The organism is Salinilacustrithrix flava (assembly GCF_041228405.1).
GTDB lineage: Bacteria > Actinomycetota > Acidimicrobiia > Acidimicrobiales > Salinilacustritrichaceae > Salinilacustrithrix > Salinilacustrithrix flava.
The window spans coordinates 2,657,932-2,676,669 of sequence record NZ_CP133888.1 but is presented as its reverse complement, the minus strand read 5'-3'; the positions used below and the strand labels follow the sequence as shown (position 1 = coordinate 2,676,669).

Below are 18,738 nucleotides of genomic sequence, written 5' to 3'. Positions count from 1 at the left end.
GTCGCGCACCGGGTCCGGTGCACACCGAAACGGTACGACGTCACGACGCTGCGTGCTGGGATTCCCCCCTCAGCCGACGAGGGCGGGCAGGACCTCGGAGATCGAACCCTCGATGCGCACGTCGGCGAGATCGTCCATCTCGGTGGGGCCGCCGTTGACGATGAGCACCGGCGCGCCGTGGACCTTGGCGAGGGGGACGACGTTGGCGATGGGGTACACGCCGAGCGTCGAGCCGACGGCGAGCAGCAGGTCGGCCCGCCGGGCCGCCGCGTCGGCCCGGGCCAGGTCGTCGACCACGAGGCCCTGGCCGAAGGAGATGGTGGCGGTCTTGAGGATGCCGCCGCAGGACCGGCAGGCCGGGTCCGCTTCGCCGGCGCGCACGCGGTCGAGCGCCTTCTCGATCGGGGCGCGGTCGTCGCAGTCCAGGCACATCACGTCGCTGGTCGTGCCGTGGATCTCCACGAGTCGGTCGGGGCTGGTGCCGGCGCGCCGGTGGAGGCCGTCGACGTTCTGGGTGATGAGCGTGTCGAGCGCGCCGCGCTGCTCGAGGCGCACGAGGGCGTGGTGTCCGGGGTTGGGCTCGTAGGTGGTGGACAGCGTCTCGAGCCGGCGCTGCCACGCCTTGGCCCGGATGGCCGGATCGGACACGTAGTGGTCCAGGGTGGCCAGCTTCTCGGCCTCGGGGTCCTTGGTCCACACGCCGTTGGGGCCCCGGAAGTCCGGGATGCCGCTGTCGGTGCTGATGCCGGCGCCGGTGAGCACCACCACGCGCCCGGCCCCGGCCAGCAGCTCGCGCCCGGCTTCGATCGCTTCCTCCACGGCACCCCTCCACGGCTCGACGGCCTTGACAGGCTACCCGGCCCCATGGTCGGATCGGAAGACATCGAAAGTGCACGAGAGTGTGCTTCGATGCGCTTCCCCCGAGCGCACACCCGAGGGAGACCCCCGTGCCCGCCACCCACGCATCCGCCACCACCGAGCCCCGCCTGCCACCCCTGCTCGTCGTGCCCTGGGCCGACCCGGTCTGCGACGACCTGGGCGTCGACCCGCGCGGCGCCTACGTCGAGCGCTTCTGGTTGCCCCTCCTCGGGCCGACCTCGTGCGGCATTTCCGCGGTCTCACCCCGGATCCTTTCTATGTCTCACGGCCGCACGGGTGCTCCAGTGCCTGTGGATTTCAGCTGTCTCACCGCAAACGCGCGTCGCCTGTGACGCGTTTGCGGTGGCGACGAGGCGTCCGGGCCCACGAACGCGGCGCTCACGCCGCTGTGCTCGACGGCGACCGAGGTCTGTGCGGGGAGCGCTGCTCGTAGCGTCCGGGACCGAGAAGCCCGCCGAGGTCGGCGGCCACGATCAGCGCTCAGCCGCTGTCTGGAACCTTCCGGCGAGTTCGGCGACAGCTGGCTCCAGCAGCGGGTACAGCGCTGCGACGTGCTCATGGGCGGGTTGGTCAGGCCGGAACGTCTCGCAGAACGCTTCGAGCGCCACCAAGTTCCGGCAGTGGAGCTCCGCCTCGAGCATCCCGTACATCAGCGTGGTTCCGTGCCCCCGAAGTTCGCTGACATCGTGGGGCATCTCAGCGAACCTGAGCGCCGGGACCGCCGGGCGCTGTGCGGTGGTCTCCGACAGCGCTGCGACCCAGACCGCGCCGATGTACCGGCCGGCGTCCACTGCGGGCACGTCGTCGAGTTCGATGCCGGCCCAGTCCTCAAGGCCGTGGGCGTAGTCGCCGTCGCGGCCGAGAACGGAACCGAACAGGAAGTTGTCGCCTGGGTCGTCGGACGAGCCCGGGTCGGGGCCGTCGTCCGTCTCGACCAGCACATCCCCGGCGAGCCGGTCGGCGATCCGGTCCCGGACGACCGGGACGTCTCGGACGTGGACGAGCGCAAGATCGGGACGCACGTCGACGCCAGCCAGACAAACGCCGAGATCGTCGATGATGGCCTCGGCGTGCTCGTCGGCAGCGGCGAGGAGCCCGGCCGCGGCGCAGACCACAAGCGACGTTGTCGGCACCGGCTTGTGCCGGTGGCGCACGTTGCCCAGCGCCACCCGGACGACTCCCGAACCGGTGGAGCCGAGCAGGATCTCCTGGGTGCCCATCCGCTGGTACGACCCGACGTAGCTGGAGGGCGGTGCGTCCTGGCGTCGTTGCGCGGTCCCGTGGGACGCAGCGGCGGCCGCCAGAGCGGGCAGCGACGTCAAGAGCGCCGAACTGACCTCGTTCAACGTGGCGCCGTCGTCATGGCTGCCGGGCCGGGCTTCGCCGTGCACGTGAGCGAGCAACTGGCTGCGCAGCGAGCCGTACACACGCAACGCCATCGCGACGTCCCCGGCGAGGGTCTCGGGCAGCAGACCATCAAACGCGTCGCCTGCGACCTGGCGGGCGTCAGCCATCGCCTCGCCGATCGCCTCGTAGCGAGCGGCGTACCCACGACGACTCCAACCGACACGACTCCCGCACCCGCACGGGCACACCACCGCCATGGCCGCAGGGTACGTCAGCGTCAGTGGAATGGCTGGAGAGCCGCTTCGAGTGCGTCGAGCTCCGCCTTGGCCTTGACGAGCATCTCGGAGGCGCAGGCGGCGCAGTAGCCCTTCTCGCCGGCAGCGGGGCCTCGGTCACGCACGACGAAGCGCAGATCGCCCTTGAGCATCACGTGTGCGGTGTTGTGGGCGCAGGTGCAGCGCCGCCCCGCAGGCCGCACCTCGAGCCGGAGGAGGACGGACCGGGGACGGCCTGGCATCAGAGCCGGCCAGCCAGCTCGGCTGCGACTTCCTGAGCGAGTTCCGGAAGCGCAGCGCGTGCGGCCTCGATCTGGTCCAGGCTCAGTTCAGCACGATCCGTTCCATCCACTGCCGGGTGGGTGCTGACCCTCCGGTTCAGCAAGACGATCACCGCACCGAGGTTGTTGGTCGCCCCCGTGCCACCCAGCAGCGCGATACGCCGCCCCGACGCAGCTTCGCCGAGAGTCGAGCAAACCGTCGATGCCTGGCTCTTTACCTGCTCGTCGAGTCGCTGGCGCTGAACCTTGCGGTGTGCCTGCGGCTGCACCGGCAAGCGCTCCGGACCGACGGGACCAGATCGGGCGCGAGCCTCGGCGAAGCGGCGGCGCAGGTCGTCGCGGGTGATCCCGAGCAGTTCGAGGTCGAGCCCCTGTTCCCGGGAGGTCTCCATCGCGTTGTCGATGACGGCGTCGTCATCGGCGTCATCGAGGAAGAGGTCGGAGATGAAGCGGTCGCTGAGGATCTCACGGGTGACGTCCATGTGGCCGCCGTCGCGCCACGGTGATGCGCCGTCCCCGTCCCCGCCGGCGTTCTCGGCGCTGTTCCCGCCGACCCAGCCTGCGATCAGTTCCTGGTCGTCTGCATCGAGGCGCTTGAAGTCCGCCCAGTGACGTTCGATGTTCAGGCCGATGTGGGAGACCACGACGCCACGGTTGTCTGGGTGCTGCGGAGCGTTCTGCACGTTGACGCGCATGACCCGCCCCACGAACTGGATGTAGGGGCTGAGTGACCGGAACGGCCGGAACACTGCGGCCACCGAGAGAGGTGGGTGATCGAAGCCTTCGCCCAGCATCTGCACCTGGACGACGACGTCCAGGATCCCGGCCTTCAGGTCGCGGATGACGTTGTCCTTGTCGGCGGTTTCCATGCGCGAGTGGATGACCTTCGCCGACAAACCCAGCTCTGCGTACAAGCCGCGGATCTGGCGGGCATGGTCGATGCTGCATGCAACGGCGATCAGCTGGTGGTGGGTGCCGGTGGTGCGGAGGTCGCGGAGCCACAGGACGGACGCGTCGACGATGGACTTGTTGCACTCCTCGGCGAGGGCCACGCCCTTGGAGAACCAGTCCTCCTCGCGGAGCTCGAGGACCTCGTCGAGGGTGTGGCGACGTTCGTCGCCTTGGTACGTGAACACGAGCTCGGTGGGTGCGACGTTCTCGGCCCTGATGTCCTTGATGTAGCCCTTTCGGATCGCTTCCCGGAACGTGTACTTGTAGATGCTCTCGCCGGCGACCTCGGCGCCGTCCGCCCGGAACGGCGTGGCAGTGAGGCTGATGACCCGGGCTAGGGGGAACGCATCGAACACGTTCTGCCAGGTCGGAGCTGCGTTGTGATGTCCCTCGTCGACGACGATGAGGTCGAAGAAGTCGGCGGGGAACTGCGACAGCCAACCCTCGGCCCGCTCGGCGAGCTGATGGATGTTGGTGACGACGATGTGGGCGTTGTGGCAGTCGTGGATGTTGGCGTCAGCGTCGAGCTCGGCCCGGAACGGCCCACTCGACAGATCCGCCAGCACGTTGGTACGCCGGTAGAAGCACGATGCCGAGGTCACGTCGAGATCGTCAGCCAACTGGTCCTTGATCGCGAGGTTCGGCGCGATGACCAGCACCCGCCCGCGTGCCACGCCGAAGGGCAGGAGGGCGATGAGACCGCTCTTGCCGCACCCGACTGGGATCTGTTCGATGGCTCGCTCGTCTGAGGTGGCGAAGTGCCGAACGGCGGCGGCGTGCCCGTCGATCTGAGGTGTCCGCAGGTAGGGGTTGCCGGCGATGTTGACCGGAGCGTTGGCGAAGAACTGGGCGATCGAGTCGCTGCTGAGCACGGCCGGGGCCTCCTGTGAGGGGTCGGTGGCGTCTGAGGCTGTTGGCATCCACCAGCCCCTACGCATCCGTCGGTACGGTGCGGCCCCCAGGAGCTGAATCAACCGACTGCCGGAAGTGGCAGTTCGATTTGACTCTACTACTCACATCGCTGTAACTACAGCGATGTAGTCCCTGCCGCGCGCACCCTGCGCGCGAGCGCGGTTCGCGCCGGCGCTGGTCAGGCCTGCTCATCTACCCGGATTCGACGAGCAGGCCGGCGACGGCAGCCTCCAGTTGCTCGGCTGCGGTGGGGTCGTTCCCTGCCGCCTCGAGGAGATCGACGGGCCGGGCTTCGACCCACGGCGACTGGACCGTCCACCAGTCCCAGGCAGCCCACTCGCTGAAACCCGCTTCGTGCAGCCGGACGTTGATCGCCGCGGCACGCTCGCGGAGGCTGAACGCGTCGTCGAGTTGGTACAGCGGCACGTACTGGACCCCACCGGTGGTGATGGTGACGAGCCGCCCCCGGTCGCGCTGGTACTGCACCCACGATCGGACCTGGATCGGGCTGTTGCCTCGGGTCCCGGCGAGCTCGACGCGCTTGTCGATGAGCGCGTCGACGCTGAGCACCGGTTCTTCGTCCAGGAGCCTCGACCGCGCCACCCGGACGAGCCGAGCCGCCTCAGCCGAAGCCCAGTCGTCGTCCGGTGAAGCAGTGACCGGATCGCCGTGCTCTGCGTCCCGGCCCGCTCTGATCAGGGCGACGAGACCGGCAGCGGCCAGGTACGTGACTGCCTCCTCGGAGATCTGCTGCCCGTCGATCGTGGCGGCGCCCTGAGCGCCGAGGTTGACGCTGACGAGCAGCGTCAGTCCCGGGGGTTCACCGGGCAGAGCTGCCGGTTCGACAGTGCGGCCACGCCCGGCGTGGCACACGAGCGCGAGGTCCGGAAGCAGATCGATCTCGATGCGCTGGTCCGGGTCGTCGACGTTGGGCGTCCACGCCCATGCCCACGCGTCACCGTCCAGGTGGATCTCGACAGCCTCGTGGGTCTGGTGCAGCCGCAACGGTGTTCGCGGCAGGTCGTCAGTCATCGAGGCAGAGGTTGAAGCGGGCATCGTCGGTGAAACGCAACGCTTCCTCGCCGGCTGCGGCCCTCTTCGCTCGAGGGCCGTGGACGACGGTGTCGGTCAGGATGCCAGCAGCCTTCAGGCGGTTGACGACGATCGGGTTGATCTCCTGGCCGAGAGTGCGGTGCTGGCCCTTCCGGGCGACCCATTCGATCATGGAGGCCTCGTCGGCCTTCACGCCCCACGCCGCGATCGTGTTCCGAGTGAGGGGCGCCAGCGGAGCGGGGTCGCCCGGGGCGTGGATGATGGCGACCTGGCTGTCGGCGAGCCAGGAGAGCCGCTGGCCGACACCGTGGAGGCGCTCTTCGAGGACGGTGAGCGCGTAGAAGGTCCGTCCGGTCGACCAGTTCAGCGAGATCGCGAGGTCGTCGGCATGGACGACGCCGACCTCGGCGAGGATGCGGCCGACGGTGACGGGGTCGTCGGGGTCGACGAGGTCACCGTCCCCGCCCGGGATCCCCGTGGGTGGGGCGAGCAGCTCGGTGGGGGTGACCCCGAGGAAGCGAGCGAGGTCCGCGATGTAGGCGATCGTGAGGTGGTTCTGCTCGCCGCCGTGTTCCAGGTGGTCGATGGCGCCGGCGGACACACCGAGAAGGTCAGCGAGGACGTCGGCGGAGAGGCGCAGCGTCAGACGGCGCTGGCGGACCATCGTCGGGTCGATCAGGTGGTACTTGGGGCGGCGCCGGCTGGGCTTGCGTGGGCTGGTGGCGGTGCTCATGCGGACTTCTGCTCCGCTCGGCGTTTCGCCTTCGTGGATCGGTCGACGGTGATGCCGTAGTTGGCCAGCCAGTTCTCGGCCGTCGGCTCGTTGCGCCATGCCTTGACGCCGGTGTGTCGGATCCCGACCGTCATCGGTTCGCGTGCGAGGTGCCCGAGGCGCTGGTTCGAGATGCCGTCGGCGCGATGGGTGGAGAACAACGGGCCCGGCCCGGCGCCGAAGATGCGCCAGGCGACCGAGGCACGCAAGAAGCGAGCGGCGGGTCCCGTGAGCGTGAACGGCGCGCCGGAGGCGCCAGTGGCGGTTGCCGAGCCGTCCGGGCCTTCGGTGACGTCGTCGGTGGCGAGGGTGTGGATGTCGGCGAGGTCCATGCCGGCCATGTGGAGCGCGGCGACGGTGCCGACGTCGGGGTCGCGGTAGCGGTCGAGGCGGGTCCACCAGTCGTCGCGGACGATGTGGCCGCGGCGTGGCAGGACGTTGCAGGCGCCGAAGAGCCGGATCGGGTTGACGAAGATCCGAAACCGGGTCGTGGCGGCGGCGACCTGGGCGGCTCGGACGATGGTGATGAGCTCGTCGTCGGTGACGGCGTCGTGCATCCGGTTGCGGAGCAGCTTCTCGACCGAGCGGATCTGCAAGTTCGGCTGCGAGAGCTCGTCGCGGATCTCCTTGACGGTGGACACGAAGTAGGTGTCCACGAACGTGGCGTCGTCTGGGTCGAGAAGGTCTCGGACGGCGCTGCGGAAGTACACGGCGTCGATCCGAGGCACGAGCGGCCAGTCCCCGTCGTCATCGGTGTCCGCTGCGGTCGGGTCGGCGGTGTCGGGCCACGCCGCGACGGTCTCGGCCGGGCTGAGGAGGACGCCGTCGAAGTGGTCGACGAGCTCGGTGGCGAGGTCGGTTCGCTCATCGAGGTCGTCGTAGTCGCCGGAGGGGATCACCAGCCACGGGCGGATCCCGAACGCCACGAGCATGTGGACGACATCTTCGAGGACGCGTCCGCGGAGCACCGTTACGTCGACGATCAGGGCGTCGGTGTGGTGGGTCACCGACAGCCAGGCTGCGGCGAGAGCTTCGGCGCTTCGCTTGGCGAACGTGAGACGTCCGTCCTTGCCCAGTCCGGTGAGGACGGCCTCGGCGGCGTCGACGACGCTTGGCATGGTCAACGGCGGGACGTCGACGCAGAAGACGTTCGGGTGGTGCTCGGGGCGAGATGCCAGCCAGGCCGGCCACTCCGTGGAGTCCCCGACCACGCAGACCCGGGGCGTCACGTCGGCGGCGGTCACGACATGCCCTCGGGCAGGTCAGCGCAGATCACGGCCATGGCCCGGTCGGTGAGCTTGCCGTCGAGGTGCGGTAGCAGGTCGACGGCGTTCTCGAGGATGCGAGCCCACCAGCGGAACGACCCGCGAGCCCGGGTCCGGTTCCATCGACGGAGGTCGTCGGGATCCGCGGTGGCGAAGATCGGATGGAACTGGGGCAACAGCTTCACTGCGTCCTCGTCGCTGAGGCCCTTCACCTTGACGTGGTGACCTGTTCTCGATCGGATCGCACCGGGAAGCAGGTCGTGCCACAGGTTGGGTGTGCCGGAGAAGATGAGCCCGAAGTCCGAGGATTTCGGTTCGTGCAGCCAACGGAGCTGCTTGGACACCTGCTTGTGGACCTCCTGGGCTTCGTCGAGCACGAGGACACGGGGCCGCTCCGCCAGGTCGTGCTTGAGCATGCGGATGACGTCGCCGATCGTTGCGGACTTCGCCGGGTAGTAGCCGTGGATCTCGTAGTAGAGCTCGTGCCACTGGTCGCGTTGGCCGGTTGAGGCCTGCATCTCCAACCAGACGACGTCGACGTCGTGGACGGGGGCGCGTTCTTCTACCGCACGAGCCACGCCGAACGACTTCCCGGTCCCGAACCGTCCGGTGACAACCAGGATCGTGCGGCGCCGGATCGCCTCGTCGACCCGGACACGCAGGCGCAGGAGCGCGTCGGTCTCCACGGTCGCTACATCGTCGAGGGAGGCGAGTGTTCCCCAGTGGGGCCCGTACGGCAGTTGCAGTTGCGTTGTCATGCTCGCTCCTCGGTCACAGCGGTGTCTTCGGCGTCGACTACGACGTCGTCGTTCTCGTGTTCGGCCATGGCAGCCATGGCGCTGGTCAGGTCGTAGGTGTCGTCGTTGGCCTCGAGGTCCACGGCGTCCTTGGTGTTCTTGCGGCGGCGGGGACCGACGTCGTCGGGGCGGGTGACGTCGCGCTTTGCGGCCTTGGCGTCGTCGACTTCGGCGTTGCGCATGGCGAGCCGGGCCGCCTCGGCGGCCAGATCCTCGGGGGTCGTCGACGCGGCGGCGGCGGTGTAGTTCGCGGCGGCCTTGTGGACCCGGTTGATGGTGCGGGTGTCGTCGACGGCGCGGGCCTTGCGTTCGCGGTCGTCGTCCTCGGTCCACGCGCTGGGGTGCTTCACGATGTCGATGAACTTGCCGTCGAGGGTGAACGCCATCTGGTAGTCGCGGCGGTGGTGGAGAGTGCGGATCTCGACGGTCGACCCGATCTCGTCGTGGAAGCCGACGGCCTGGTGGTAGGTGCCGTCGAAGAGGCGGACGCCTTCCTTGTCGACGCGGCGGCGGCCGTCGCCGCTGAGCCGGTCGTAGCTGACGTGCTGGGCCTGGAGGAACGCGATCGCCAGGACCTCGTTGGGGACGGCATTTCCGATGACGCCGTCACGGGTGAACCGCTCGAAGGGGACTTCGCCGGTGGAGCTGTGCACGTGCTCGAAGTTCCACTCCTGCATGACCCCGTGGGCGTGCGTGAGGAACTCGTCCGCGGTGAGCAGCAGCTTCGGATCGACGGCTGCCATGTCGTAGCCGTCCCGGCTCCGGGCCTCGGTCCGACGGCCGACGATGCCGGTGGTCAGCCGACGCTTGATCGGCTTGCCGTTCGCTTCGATCTTGGCCTTGCCGGGCGTCTGGGGCGAGTAGCCCAGTGCGATGTCGAGGTCGCAGGCGACGAGCTCCAGGAACGCCGAGACGAGGTGGCCGCAGAGTGCGCCGCCGTTGTCGGTACCGATCATGTCCGGGGCACCGCCGATGGTTCGGCCGTCGATCTCACGGCGGACGAAGGCGTCCGCGAACAGGGCGAGCGTGTCTCGCATCGTGGCTGCCGGCTTGAACAGCACGGCGTAGGAGACGACGTAGCGGGAGTACGCGTCGAGCAGGACCAGCAGCCGTGGCTGCATCACCTTGAACAGCCGGCCGCCTGGACCGTCGGGCTGCACAGGGTCGATGCGCTTGCCGTCGTCGTTGTAGATCTTCTCGCCGCGCTCGAGGGGGACGAGGACGTCGACGGGGATGTGGAACTCGTCGACCTGGAACAGGTCGTAGGGGGCGGCGGACTCGAAGCGGCGGGTGAGCTGGAACCGGTAGCGGTTCTTGTGCCCGTACCTCACGCCATCGACCACGCGAGGGGTCTGGTCGTCGAGGCGGCGGCAGATCGTGGCCGGTGACGGCCTCGGGTACCCAGCCGCTGCCAGGGCCCGACCGAGCTCAGCCTGGTTGCAGTCCAGGATCCGGTAGAGGACCAACATGGGCTCGTCGAAGTAGAAGCCGTCGGATCCGTACCGCTCCAGGCTGTCGAAGGAGTTCTCCGGCTCCGGTTCGTCTTCCAGCTCTGCGACGATGCGGTCACGGATGCGGCAGACGGTCGCGCGGGAACAACCCAGCCGCACCTGGAGCTCCTTGTTGCGCTCCTCGCTGAGTGCACGTCCGCCGTCGAGTGCTTCACGGACCGCCTCGATCGCTTCGGGGTCCTGGGCCGTGTAGCGCAGCCCGGCGGTCAGCGCCTCGAACTGCTCGTTCACGTTGTCGTCGCTCATGACCGGACCTCCCCACCCAGATCGGGTCCTTGGGCGGCCAGCAGTCGAGATCCGTCGCTGGTCCAGAAGCGGGATCGCGATGCGTGCCGGGTCTCGGCGACGCGAACGCCGGCGAACACGCCAGGCCACTGCTCCGACGCGTCTCGTTCGAGCCGGGCGACCTGGTCGATCAGCTCAGGCTCGGTGAGGGGGTCCCGTCCGGTCTTCAGCTCGTCGACGAAGACCGCCACGATCTCACCGGCCGTCGTGCGCAGACCCCAGACGAGGTCAGCGACGGACGAACCGAGATGCTGCTCGGCTCCCAGCAGATCCCAGCCGACGGGCCGGAGCAAGCGCAGGTACACGTTCGCAGCGAGGACGGCACGGGTGCGGGTCTGCCATGCGGTCGTTCCACCGACGGGGTTCTCTCGCCACCAGGCTTCGGCGAGGCCTCGAACGTCGTCGGGACCGAGGTCCTGCTCGATCGCGACGCGGACCAGCCGGTGGACGATGGTCCCGGTCTGCCTGGCGATGGTGTTGTCGAACATGTCAGTTCCCGATGGTCGGGGCGATGGTGTTTCCCCAGCCTCGCGGATCGAACGTACGTTCGCAAGGGGTATCCACCACCTGTCGCCATCGATCTGGTAGGCGCCCGCTGTGACCGCCTCGGGATCGGCGGTCACCCGTGGCTGGGACTGTGCTCGTTCGGTTGGTACTCGCCTTCGCATGGCAGGGCACCGTGCGGATCGGCGCCCGCCTGTCGATCGTGCCGCGCGCAGACTGCGCGCGAGGACCTGTCGCCGCTGGGACCCAGTCGGTAGCGAGACGCCATGGGCGACAGGATCCGATCACGCGAGCTGATGGTCGATCCGTCCGCGTTCGGTCGGGTTCCCGATTCCCCATGGCTCAAGCCCGAGTCGGCTGAGGAGCTCGGTGTCCTGATCGCTGCGTACTGGCACCACCTTGCGGTCTGCACCCTCAACGCGATGTTCGTCGAGCCGGAGGTGGAACTGTCCCGCCGGCTGGGTGTGGCGAACGATCCCTACCTGCGCGGCCAGCTCGTCGGCCGCTACCGCGTCTCGATCGAGGACCTGTGCACCTGGGCGATCGCACTCGGCGACGTGTCCTTGCTCCCGGAACTGCACAGTGCGGACGACCTCCTTCCTCCCGGCGTCACCCGCGCAGACCTCAGCTTCCTGCACTGATCCCGACTCGCCACGTCCCGGCCGGTGTCACACCAGGCCAGTACGGTCGGAACGGTGGGCAGTGATGACGGCAGGGGTCTCGACGCGGACGGAGTGGTCAACGGACCGCCCCCGGGGGGCACGGGGTTGCGTTCCGCTCGAGCGACCGGGACGTGTGGAGTGACACCACGGGCGACCTCCGGACGGTCCGTCGGCACGGAGCCCCTCCGCCTGACCGCCGCCTCGTGGGAGACCAAGTGACCCAGACCTACAGCCACACCGAAGCCGTTCGGACGATCTGGGCGGCTGCTGACGTCCTCCGAGGCTCGTACAAGGCCCACGACTACGGGAAGGTCATCCTTCCCCTGGTCGTGCTCCGCCGGCTGGACGCAGCTCTCCTGGACTCGAAGCAGGCCGTGCTCGACGCCGCCGAGAAGGCGAAGAAGGCGGGGCTCGACGACCCGCACCCGCTGCTCACCCGGGCCTCCGGTCGGTCCTTCTACTGCACGTCCCCGCTGACGTTCGCCACCGTCATCGCCGACGAGTCCTACGTCGCGGAGAACCTCCGGTCCTACATCCTCGGCTTCTCGACGAACGTCCAGGACATCATGGACAAGTTCGGCTTCGACGCACAGATCGACAAGCTCGCGGAACGGAACCTCCTGACCCAGGTGATGTCCGCATTCGTCGACATCGATCTGCACCCAGATCGGGTCACGAACTCGGACATGGGCTCGGTCTTCGAGGAGCTCATCCGTCGCTTCTCCGAGCAGTCCAACGAGACCGCTGGCGAGCACTTCACGCCACGTGAGGTCGTCGGGCTGATGGTCGACCTGCTGTTCGTCAACGACGGCGACACGCTCACCGAGCCCGGCAAGGTCATCTCTGTCTACGACCCCACCGCGGGCACCGGCGGCATGCTGTCGGTAGCTGACGAGCGCGTGACGGCCATGAACGCCCGTGCCACAGTCGTGCCGTACGGCCAGGAGCTCAACGACGAGTCCTACGCGATCTGCAAGGCCGACATGCTCCTCAAGGGAGCCGACCGTGCTGAGATCGCCTTCGGAAACTCCCTCACCGAGGACGCGTTCACGGGCCGTACCTTCGACTACACGATCGCGAACCCCCCGTACGGCGTGGACTGGAAGGGGTACGCCACCAAGATCAAGGCCGAGCAGGCCGAGCTTGGTGACCGGGGCCGCTTCGGTCCGGGACTGCCGTCCACTGCAGACGGCCAGATGGTGTTCCTGCTCCACATGCTGTCCAAGCTCCAGCCCTACGATCCGGCCAAGGGGCAGCAAGGTGGGCGCATGGCTGTCGTGTTCAACGGCTCCCCGCTGTTCTCCGGCGCCCCCGGCGGCGGCGAGTCCGAGATCCGGCGCCACATCATCGAGAACGATCTTCTCGAGGCGATCATCGGCCTCCCCGAGGCCATGTTCTTCAACACGAGCATCCTCACGTACATCTGGATCCTCACCAACCGCAAGGCCCCGGACCGCCAGGGCAAGGTCCAGCTCATCGACGCTCGCGACCTGTTTCAGCGGATGCGCAAGCCCCTCGGCGAGAAGCGCAACGAACTCGCTCAGAGACACATCGACGAGATCGTCCGGCTCTACGGCGACATGGTCACCTGCGACCGCTCGACGATTCTCCCCAACGAAGCGTTCGGCTTCCGCCGGATCACCATCGAGCGCCCCAAGCGCGCCAGATACGCCCCTGGGGCAGGCGCCGTCGGTCGGCTCCGGGACCACCCGGACTGGAACGCTGAGAACGTCCGGAAGGCCGACGCCGAGCGGGCCGACGACGTACTCGCCGCCGTCGAGAAGACCGTCGAGCAGCTTCCGGCAGCAGGGACTCTCTCCGATGCGCTCAAGTCGCTCGGCGAGGACGGGGACTTCAACGCGCTCCTGAAGAAGGCAAAGAATGCCGTCGCTGCGGCGCTGTCCGTGCCCGATCCGTCAGCTGACCTGCTCATTGACGGGAAGGGCAACCTGGTCGCGGACCCCGAACTGAGCGGGATCGAGACGGTCCCGTTGCCGGCGGGCTTCGACCCAACCGATGCCACCGTCGACCCAACACGAGTAGGCGTCGACAACTACGTCGCAGCAGAGGTCCATCCCCACGCTCAGGACTCCTGGGTAGACCACGACAAGACGAAGGTGGGCTACGAGATCCCCTTCACCCGGATCTTCTACCGGTACGACCCACCCCGACCGCTCGGCGAGATCGACGCTGACATCAAGGCGGTAGAGGCCGAGATCCTCGCGCTTCTCACCGAGGTGACGGAGTGACCAGAGCAACACCCATGGACCTGCGGGTGCCGCACGGATGGCAGAGGCAGCCGGTGTGGATGGCGTTGACGCCAACGAAGCGCACCGGGCACGTCACCGAGGAGGTCTTGTCGGTGTACCGGGACCACGGAGTCATCCCGAAGAGTTCTCGGTCCGACAACCACAACCGAACCCCCGAAAACCTGGACGCCTACCAGCTCGTGGAGCCAGGAGACGTCGTCTTCAACAAGATGAAGGCCTGGTCCGGTTCGGTAGGCGTGTCCGAGCACCGGGGCATCGTGAGTGGCGACTACCTGGTGTGCCGCACTGACGGCGCAACGGTGGACCGCCGGTTCTTGCACTATCTCTTGCGCTCGCGCCCGTTCTTCGAGGAGTACGCCCGACGTAGTACCGGCATCCGACCCTCGCAGTGGCGCCTCTACTGGGAAGAGCTTTCGCAACTTGACCTACCTCTTCCGAACTTGGACGACCAACGCCGAATCGCCAACTACCTCGACTGCGAGACCGGGCGAATGGACCGAGCAGTGGCTGCATCCGGGAAGCAGCTCATGCGTGCAGAGGAGCGGCTAGCAGCGGAGGCCGCCACATTGCTTCACGTAGACGACGGCGTCCCCTTCACACCGTTTCCTGGTGCAGCGCCACGCGGCTACATCCCGCTGTGGCTCGCTGCGAAGACCTTCTCTGGGAAGACCTTGCAGTCCGAGCAGGCGCAGGAATCTGAACAGGAAACGCCCTACCTGAAGGCGTCCAACATCGGCTACGAGGAGGTCGAACTCACCGGCCTCGACACCATGTGGGCGAGCCCGACCGAATGTGCCGAACTGCGGATCCGAGAGGGCGACGTCTTCGTCATCGAAGGTGGGGCCACAGCGGGCAAGGCGGCCCACCTGCTGGAGGAGCCAGATCACCTCACCATCCTGCAGAACCACGTCCACTGCGTCCGCGCAAGCGACGGGTTCAGCCAGCGCTACCTGTACTGGGTGCTTCGCGCCTACTACGGGTCCGGTTGGTACCCAGTCATCACGTCGGCGGTTACCTTCGGCAGCTTCCCCGCTATGAAGCTGAGGGCCCTGCCGGTTCCGAACCTGGATCCCCATGCCCAGGAGGCCACCGTCGCCACCTTGGATGGACACCTCACAGCGCTCCATGCCGTCCGCGAACGAACCGAGAGCTTCAGGCAGCTACTGAACGAACGCAAGCAGGCCTTGATCACCGCTGCGGTGACTGGCGAGATCACGGTCTGAAAGGACGGTCGTACCGATGCCCGGCATCCACACAGAGGACCAGTTCCAGCAGGAGGTCGCCGCCGCCCTCGTCGCCGACGCCGGCTGGGCCGCCCGCCCGCCCGCCGACGTCCACAAGGTGCACCGGCTGATCGCGGACGACCTGTACGCCTTCCTCGAGGACACCCAGCCCAAGGTCGTCGCCGAGCTCGACAAGCGCGCCAAGGCGTCGCAGCTGAACTGGAAGACGGTGCTCCTCGAAGCGGTCGTGGCCGACCTCGACAAGCGGCCCGGCCAGGTTCTCGAGCTACTTCGGCACGGCAAGAAGATCCTGAACGTCCCCGTGCGGTTCTGCTTCTTCAAGCCGGCCCACGGGTTCAACGCCGAGCTGCTCGCCGCCTACGACGCGAACCGGCTGACCGTCGTACGCGAGGCGCCGGTCCGGAAACCCGACGGGACCTGGGGCGAACTGGACATCGCCCTGTACGTCAACGGCTTCCCGGTCGCGGACGCCGAGATGAAGAACTCGATGACGTCGTCCCGGGTGGACGAGGCCATCCAGCAGTACCTGACCGACCGCGACCACCACGACACGCACCTGCGGAACCGGGCGGTCGTCCACTTCGCGTTCGACACCGACGACGTGTTCATGGCGACCCTGCTTGCGGCGAACACCAGGTTCTTGCCGTTCAACCGGGGCAGTAGCCCCGACGGCACCGGTGGCAAGGGCAACTACGACTCCGACGACGGGTCCCACGCAACGTCCTACATGTGGCGAGGCATCTGGCAGCGGGACACGTTCCTCGACATCCTCCACCGCTTCGTGCACATCTCCCACACCGACGATGCCGGCAAGCCGCTGCCCGAGCCCAAGCTGATCTTCCCCCGGTTCCATCAGTGGGACGCCGTGACGAAGCTCGAACGCGATGCGCTGCAGAACGGGCCGGGCCAGACCTACCTGGTCCAGCACTCAGCGGGCTCGGGCAAGTCGAACACGATCGGGTGGACCGCTCACCGGCTCGCGGGACTCCACGACGCTGACGACCAGCGGATCTTCGACAAGGTCGTGGTCATCACCGACCGCACCATCCTGGACTCCCAGCTGCGTGCGGTCGTCGAGCAGTTCGAGCGGAAGTCGGCGAAGGGCAAGGTCGTCGGCGCCGACACGTCGGCGGATCTTGCCGACGCTCTCGCTCGGCCGTCGGTGCGGATCGTGGTGACCACGCTGCAGAAGTTCCCGTTCGCCAAGCAGCTCGACGTCCTGCAGGGTCTCGACAGCGGGGCGGTCGCCGTTCTGATCGACGAGGCGCACTCGTCCCAGTCAGGGGACTCGGCCAAGAAGATGAAGGAGACGCTGACGGCGAGTTCGCTCGAGGAGGCCGAGAGCGAGGAGGGCTGGGACGACGACGAGGACGACGAGGTGACGAAGGCGATCGCGGCGTCTGCGGCAGCGCGGAAGCGCAGCGAACGGCTCTCGATGTTCGCGTTCACGGCAACGCCGAAGTCCAAGACCCGTGAGCTGTTCGGCACCGCCTACACCGACGCTGACGGCGCCGTGAAGTACCGGCCGTTCCACGTGTACTCGATGCGCCAGGCCATCGAGGAGGGCTTCATCCTCGACACGCTCGCGAACTACACGACCTACGACGTGTACTGGCGCCTCGCCACCTCCGACGACGAGCTCGTCGAGAAGTCCAAGGCCGCCGCGGCCGCCGCCCGGTTCGCGTCGCTGCACCCGCACGTGATCAACCAGAAGGTCGAGATCATCGTCGAGCACTTCCGGGAGCACGTCGCTCACCGGATCGGCGGCAAGGCCAAGGCCATGATCGTCACCCGGTCCCGGCTCCACGCTGTCCGCTACAAGCTCGCCCTCGACGACTACATCGCCAAGAAGGGCTACACCGACCTGAAGGCGCTGGTGGCCTTCTCCGGCAAGGTCACCGACCCGGACGCGGGCCTACCCGACCCGTACACCGAGACGAACATGAACGGCTTCCCCGAGTCCCAGACCGCCAAGCGGTTCGGGACCGGCGAGTACCAGGTGATGGTCGTCGCCGAGAAGTACCAGACCGGCTTCGACCAGCCTCTCCTGCACACCATGTACGTCGACAAGCCCCTCAAGGGCGTCGCCGCCGTCCAGACGCTCGGGCGGCTCAACCGGATGCACCCCGACAAGGACGAGACGTTCGTGCTCGACTTCGTCAACGACGCCGACGACATCAAGAAGGCCTTCGATCCGTACTACACGACGTCGGTGTCGGTGGCCACGAGCCCCCAGGTGCTCTCGGAGATCTGGGAGCGCGTCGAGGACTACCTCGTCATCGACTCCGACGACGTCGACGCGTTCGCAGCGGTGTGGTTCGTGCCGGTGAAGCCTGCCGACGCCCACGAGAAGATCTCCGAGACCTTCAAGGGCGCCGAACTCCGCTTCGCCGGACTCGACGGCGGCGACCAAGAGGAGTTCCGCCGCGCCCTGCTCCAGTTCCTGCGGATCTACGCCTTCCTCGCCCAGGTGCTTCCCTACGGCGACACGGACGCCGAGAAGAACTTCGAGTACTGCAAGATCCTCGCCCGCAAGCTCGCCGCAGAGGGACCCGGCTCCTACGACCCTTCCGACCGGCTCGACCTGACCCACGTCAACATCACCCGCGGCGGCGCCGGCGCCATCGAGCTCGACCCGGGCCAGAGCGAGGAGGTGTCGTTCTCCGACGGAACGGGCAGCCTCACACCGGACGAGAAGCTGCTGCTGTCCGAGGTCGTCGCCGAGGTCAACGAGCGGTTCGGCAAGGACCTGACCGACGTGCACAAGGTCATGGGCGCCACCATCGCCGAGGTCGTGTCCGAGGACCCGTCGATCCAGGAACAGGCGGCCGCCGACCAGTCCGACGAGGCCTTCGCCCTCGGTGCGTTCGACTCCGTCTACATGGACGCGATCCTCGAGGTGTTCGAGCAGAACACCGACTTCGGCAAGGAGCTGCTCAACAACACCGAGCTACGCGACGTCATGCGCCGGTGGATCCTGCCGCTCGCGCGACGCAAGGCGGCCGAGAAGCACCTGCGCCCCCAACTACCGATCGACGACTAGCTCCAACGCGTGGGCCGGACGCTCGGCCGGTGGGCATCGTCTACGCCGGCCTGGTGCGGATGGCTGTCGGAGGGTCAGCGCACACTCGACCAGATGAACGAGCCGACGATCTGGCCGAGCGACCTGGCGCACTGCCTGCGTGGAAGGACGTGGTGACGGTGGACGGGGTACGCACGATCGTGACGGAGAACAGCATCTGGAAGTTCGACATCGAGCTGTGCCGCTACGTGCGCTTCCCCCGGTACGAAGCTCCCGATCCTGGTTCGCTCATCCCGTACACGGCGCAGTGGGAGCCGTACACGGCTCTTGAGCGGCACGCTGATCGAGTCGTTGTTCACCGCCCGGTCCCGTGGGGCAAGGGGGCGCGACGGATGACCGGCATGATCGAGTGGGACGACCTCGAGGACTCCGATCTCGCCGAGCACTCCCGGCAGCGCTGACGCTCCGGTACACGCTCCCACGGCACGTCCCGGCGGAAGAACAGGCCGTGCGTCGAGCGGCCGCACAGCGTCGGTCCTGGCCGGCCGTAGTCGTCGTCGACCATCCGATGCCCCACGCTCGCCGGGTCGCCGCTGCGGCCAGTGCTCCAACACACCACTCGCAGATCATCCCCATCTCCGCTGACAGCTCGCAGGGGAGGCCGCGCCGCTGAACCGTGCTACACCTGGGTGGAGCAGCCTGCTACGA

The 18,738-nt window shown here is 67.8% G+C and carries 15 protein-coding genes; 5 read left to right on the top strand and 10 right to left on the bottom strand.

The annotated features are described in order from the left end of the window. Window positions 1–69 precede the first annotated feature (69 nt). The 10 genes from RGQ06_RS13175 to RGQ06_RS13130 all read right to left on the bottom strand — a co-directional run bounded on the left by RGQ06_RS13175 (window position 70) and on the right by RGQ06_RS13130 (window position 10,816). Complete coding sequence (locus RGQ06_RS13175) at window positions 70–819, bottom strand: SIR2 family NAD-dependent protein deacylase (protein ID WP_432428666.1); 750 nt, start codon at window positions 817–819, stop codon at window positions 70–72. 533 nt (window positions 820–1,352) lie between these two features. Then, window positions 1,353–2,393 (bottom strand): hypothetical protein, encoded by a 1,041-nt coding sequence (locus tag RGQ06_RS13170; RefSeq protein WP_432428665.1) that lies wholly within the window; start codon window positions 2,391–2,393, stop codon window positions 1,353–1,355. Window positions 2,394–2,503: 110 nt separating this feature from the next. After that, complete coding sequence (locus tag RGQ06_RS13165) at window positions 2,504–2,743, bottom strand: hypothetical protein (RefSeq protein WP_432428664.1); 240 nt, start codon at window positions 2,741–2,743, stop codon at window positions 2,504–2,506. Beyond that, window positions 2,743–4,605 carry a DEAD/DEAH box helicase gene (locus RGQ06_RS13160; protein WP_432430673.1) on the bottom strand — a complete coding sequence of 621 codons (1,863 nt, stop codon included), beginning with the start codon at window positions 4,603–4,605 and terminating at the stop codon, window positions 2,743–2,745. Before RGQ06_RS13160 ends, RGQ06_RS13165 begins: the two co-directional genes overlap by 1 nt. Window positions 4,606–4,837: 232 nt before the next feature. Continuing rightward, entirely contained in the window at window positions 4,838–5,677 is an 840-nt protein-coding gene (locus RGQ06_RS13155; protein WP_432428662.1) for a hypothetical protein, read from the bottom strand. Further along, window positions 5,670–6,431, bottom strand: coding sequence for a helix-turn-helix domain-containing protein (locus tag RGQ06_RS13150; RefSeq protein ID WP_432428661.1), 762 nt, complete (start codon window positions 6,429–6,431; stop codon window positions 5,670–5,672). The genes RGQ06_RS13155 and RGQ06_RS13150 overlap by 8 nt, the downstream gene beginning before the upstream one ends. Beyond that, complete coding sequence (locus RGQ06_RS13145; protein ID WP_432428660.1) at window positions 6,428–7,714, bottom strand: hypothetical protein; 1,287 nt, start codon at window positions 7,712–7,714, stop codon at window positions 6,428–6,430. Before RGQ06_RS13145 ends, RGQ06_RS13150 begins: the two co-directional genes overlap by 4 nt. Further along, the gene (locus RGQ06_RS13140; protein ID WP_432430672.1) at window positions 7,711–8,493 is read right to left on the bottom strand and encodes an AAA family ATPase; all 783 of its coding nucleotides are present in this window, start codon (window positions 8,491–8,493) and stop codon (window positions 7,711–7,713) included. Before RGQ06_RS13140 ends, RGQ06_RS13145 begins: the two co-directional genes overlap by 4 nt. Next, on the bottom strand, window positions 8,490–10,289 hold the full coding sequence (locus tag RGQ06_RS13135; RefSeq protein ID WP_432428658.1) for a hypothetical protein: 1,800 nt from the start codon (window positions 10,287–10,289) through the stop codon (window positions 8,490–8,492). Before RGQ06_RS13135 ends, RGQ06_RS13140 begins: the two co-directional genes overlap by 4 nt. Then, complete coding sequence (locus RGQ06_RS13130) at window positions 10,286–10,816, bottom strand: hypothetical protein (RefSeq protein WP_432428657.1); 531 nt, start codon at window positions 10,814–10,816, stop codon at window positions 10,286–10,288. The genes RGQ06_RS13135 and RGQ06_RS13130 overlap by 4 nt, the downstream gene beginning before the upstream one ends. Before the next feature lie 282 nt (window positions 10,817–11,098). Between RGQ06_RS13130 and RGQ06_RS13125 the strand changes: the two genes are divergently transcribed. The 5 genes from RGQ06_RS13125 to RGQ06_RS13105 all read left to right on the top strand — a co-directional run bounded on the left by RGQ06_RS13125 (window position 11,099) and on the right by RGQ06_RS13105 (window position 18,491). Continuing rightward, window positions 11,099–11,473 (top strand): hypothetical protein, encoded by a 375-nt coding sequence (locus RGQ06_RS13125; protein ID WP_432428656.1) that lies wholly within the window; start codon window positions 11,099–11,101, stop codon window positions 11,471–11,473. A gap of 236 nt (window positions 11,474–11,709) precedes the next feature. After that, window positions 11,710–13,743, top strand: a complete 2,034-nt coding sequence (locus RGQ06_RS13120; RefSeq protein ID WP_432428655.1) for a type I restriction-modification system subunit M — start codon at window positions 11,710–11,712, stop codon at window positions 13,741–13,743. Between the two features lie 14 nt (window positions 13,744–13,757). Beyond that, window positions 13,758–14,987: a hypothetical protein gene (locus RGQ06_RS13115; protein ID WP_432428654.1), complete on the top strand. Its 1,230-nt coding sequence runs from the start codon at window positions 13,758–13,760 to the stop codon at window positions 14,985–14,987. Window positions 14,988–15,003: 16 nt separating this feature from the next. Next, window positions 15,004–18,051 carry a type I restriction endonuclease subunit R gene (locus RGQ06_RS13110; RefSeq protein WP_432428653.1) on the top strand — a complete coding sequence of 1,016 codons (3,048 nt, stop codon included), beginning with the start codon at window positions 15,004–15,006 and terminating at the stop codon, window positions 18,049–18,051. Between the two features lie 29 nt (window positions 18,052–18,080). Beyond that, the gene (locus RGQ06_RS13105) at window positions 18,081–18,491 is read left to right on the top strand and encodes a hypothetical protein (protein WP_432428652.1); all 411 of its coding nucleotides are present in this window, start codon (window positions 18,081–18,083) and stop codon (window positions 18,489–18,491) included. Window positions 18,492–18,738 lie beyond the last annotated feature (247 nt).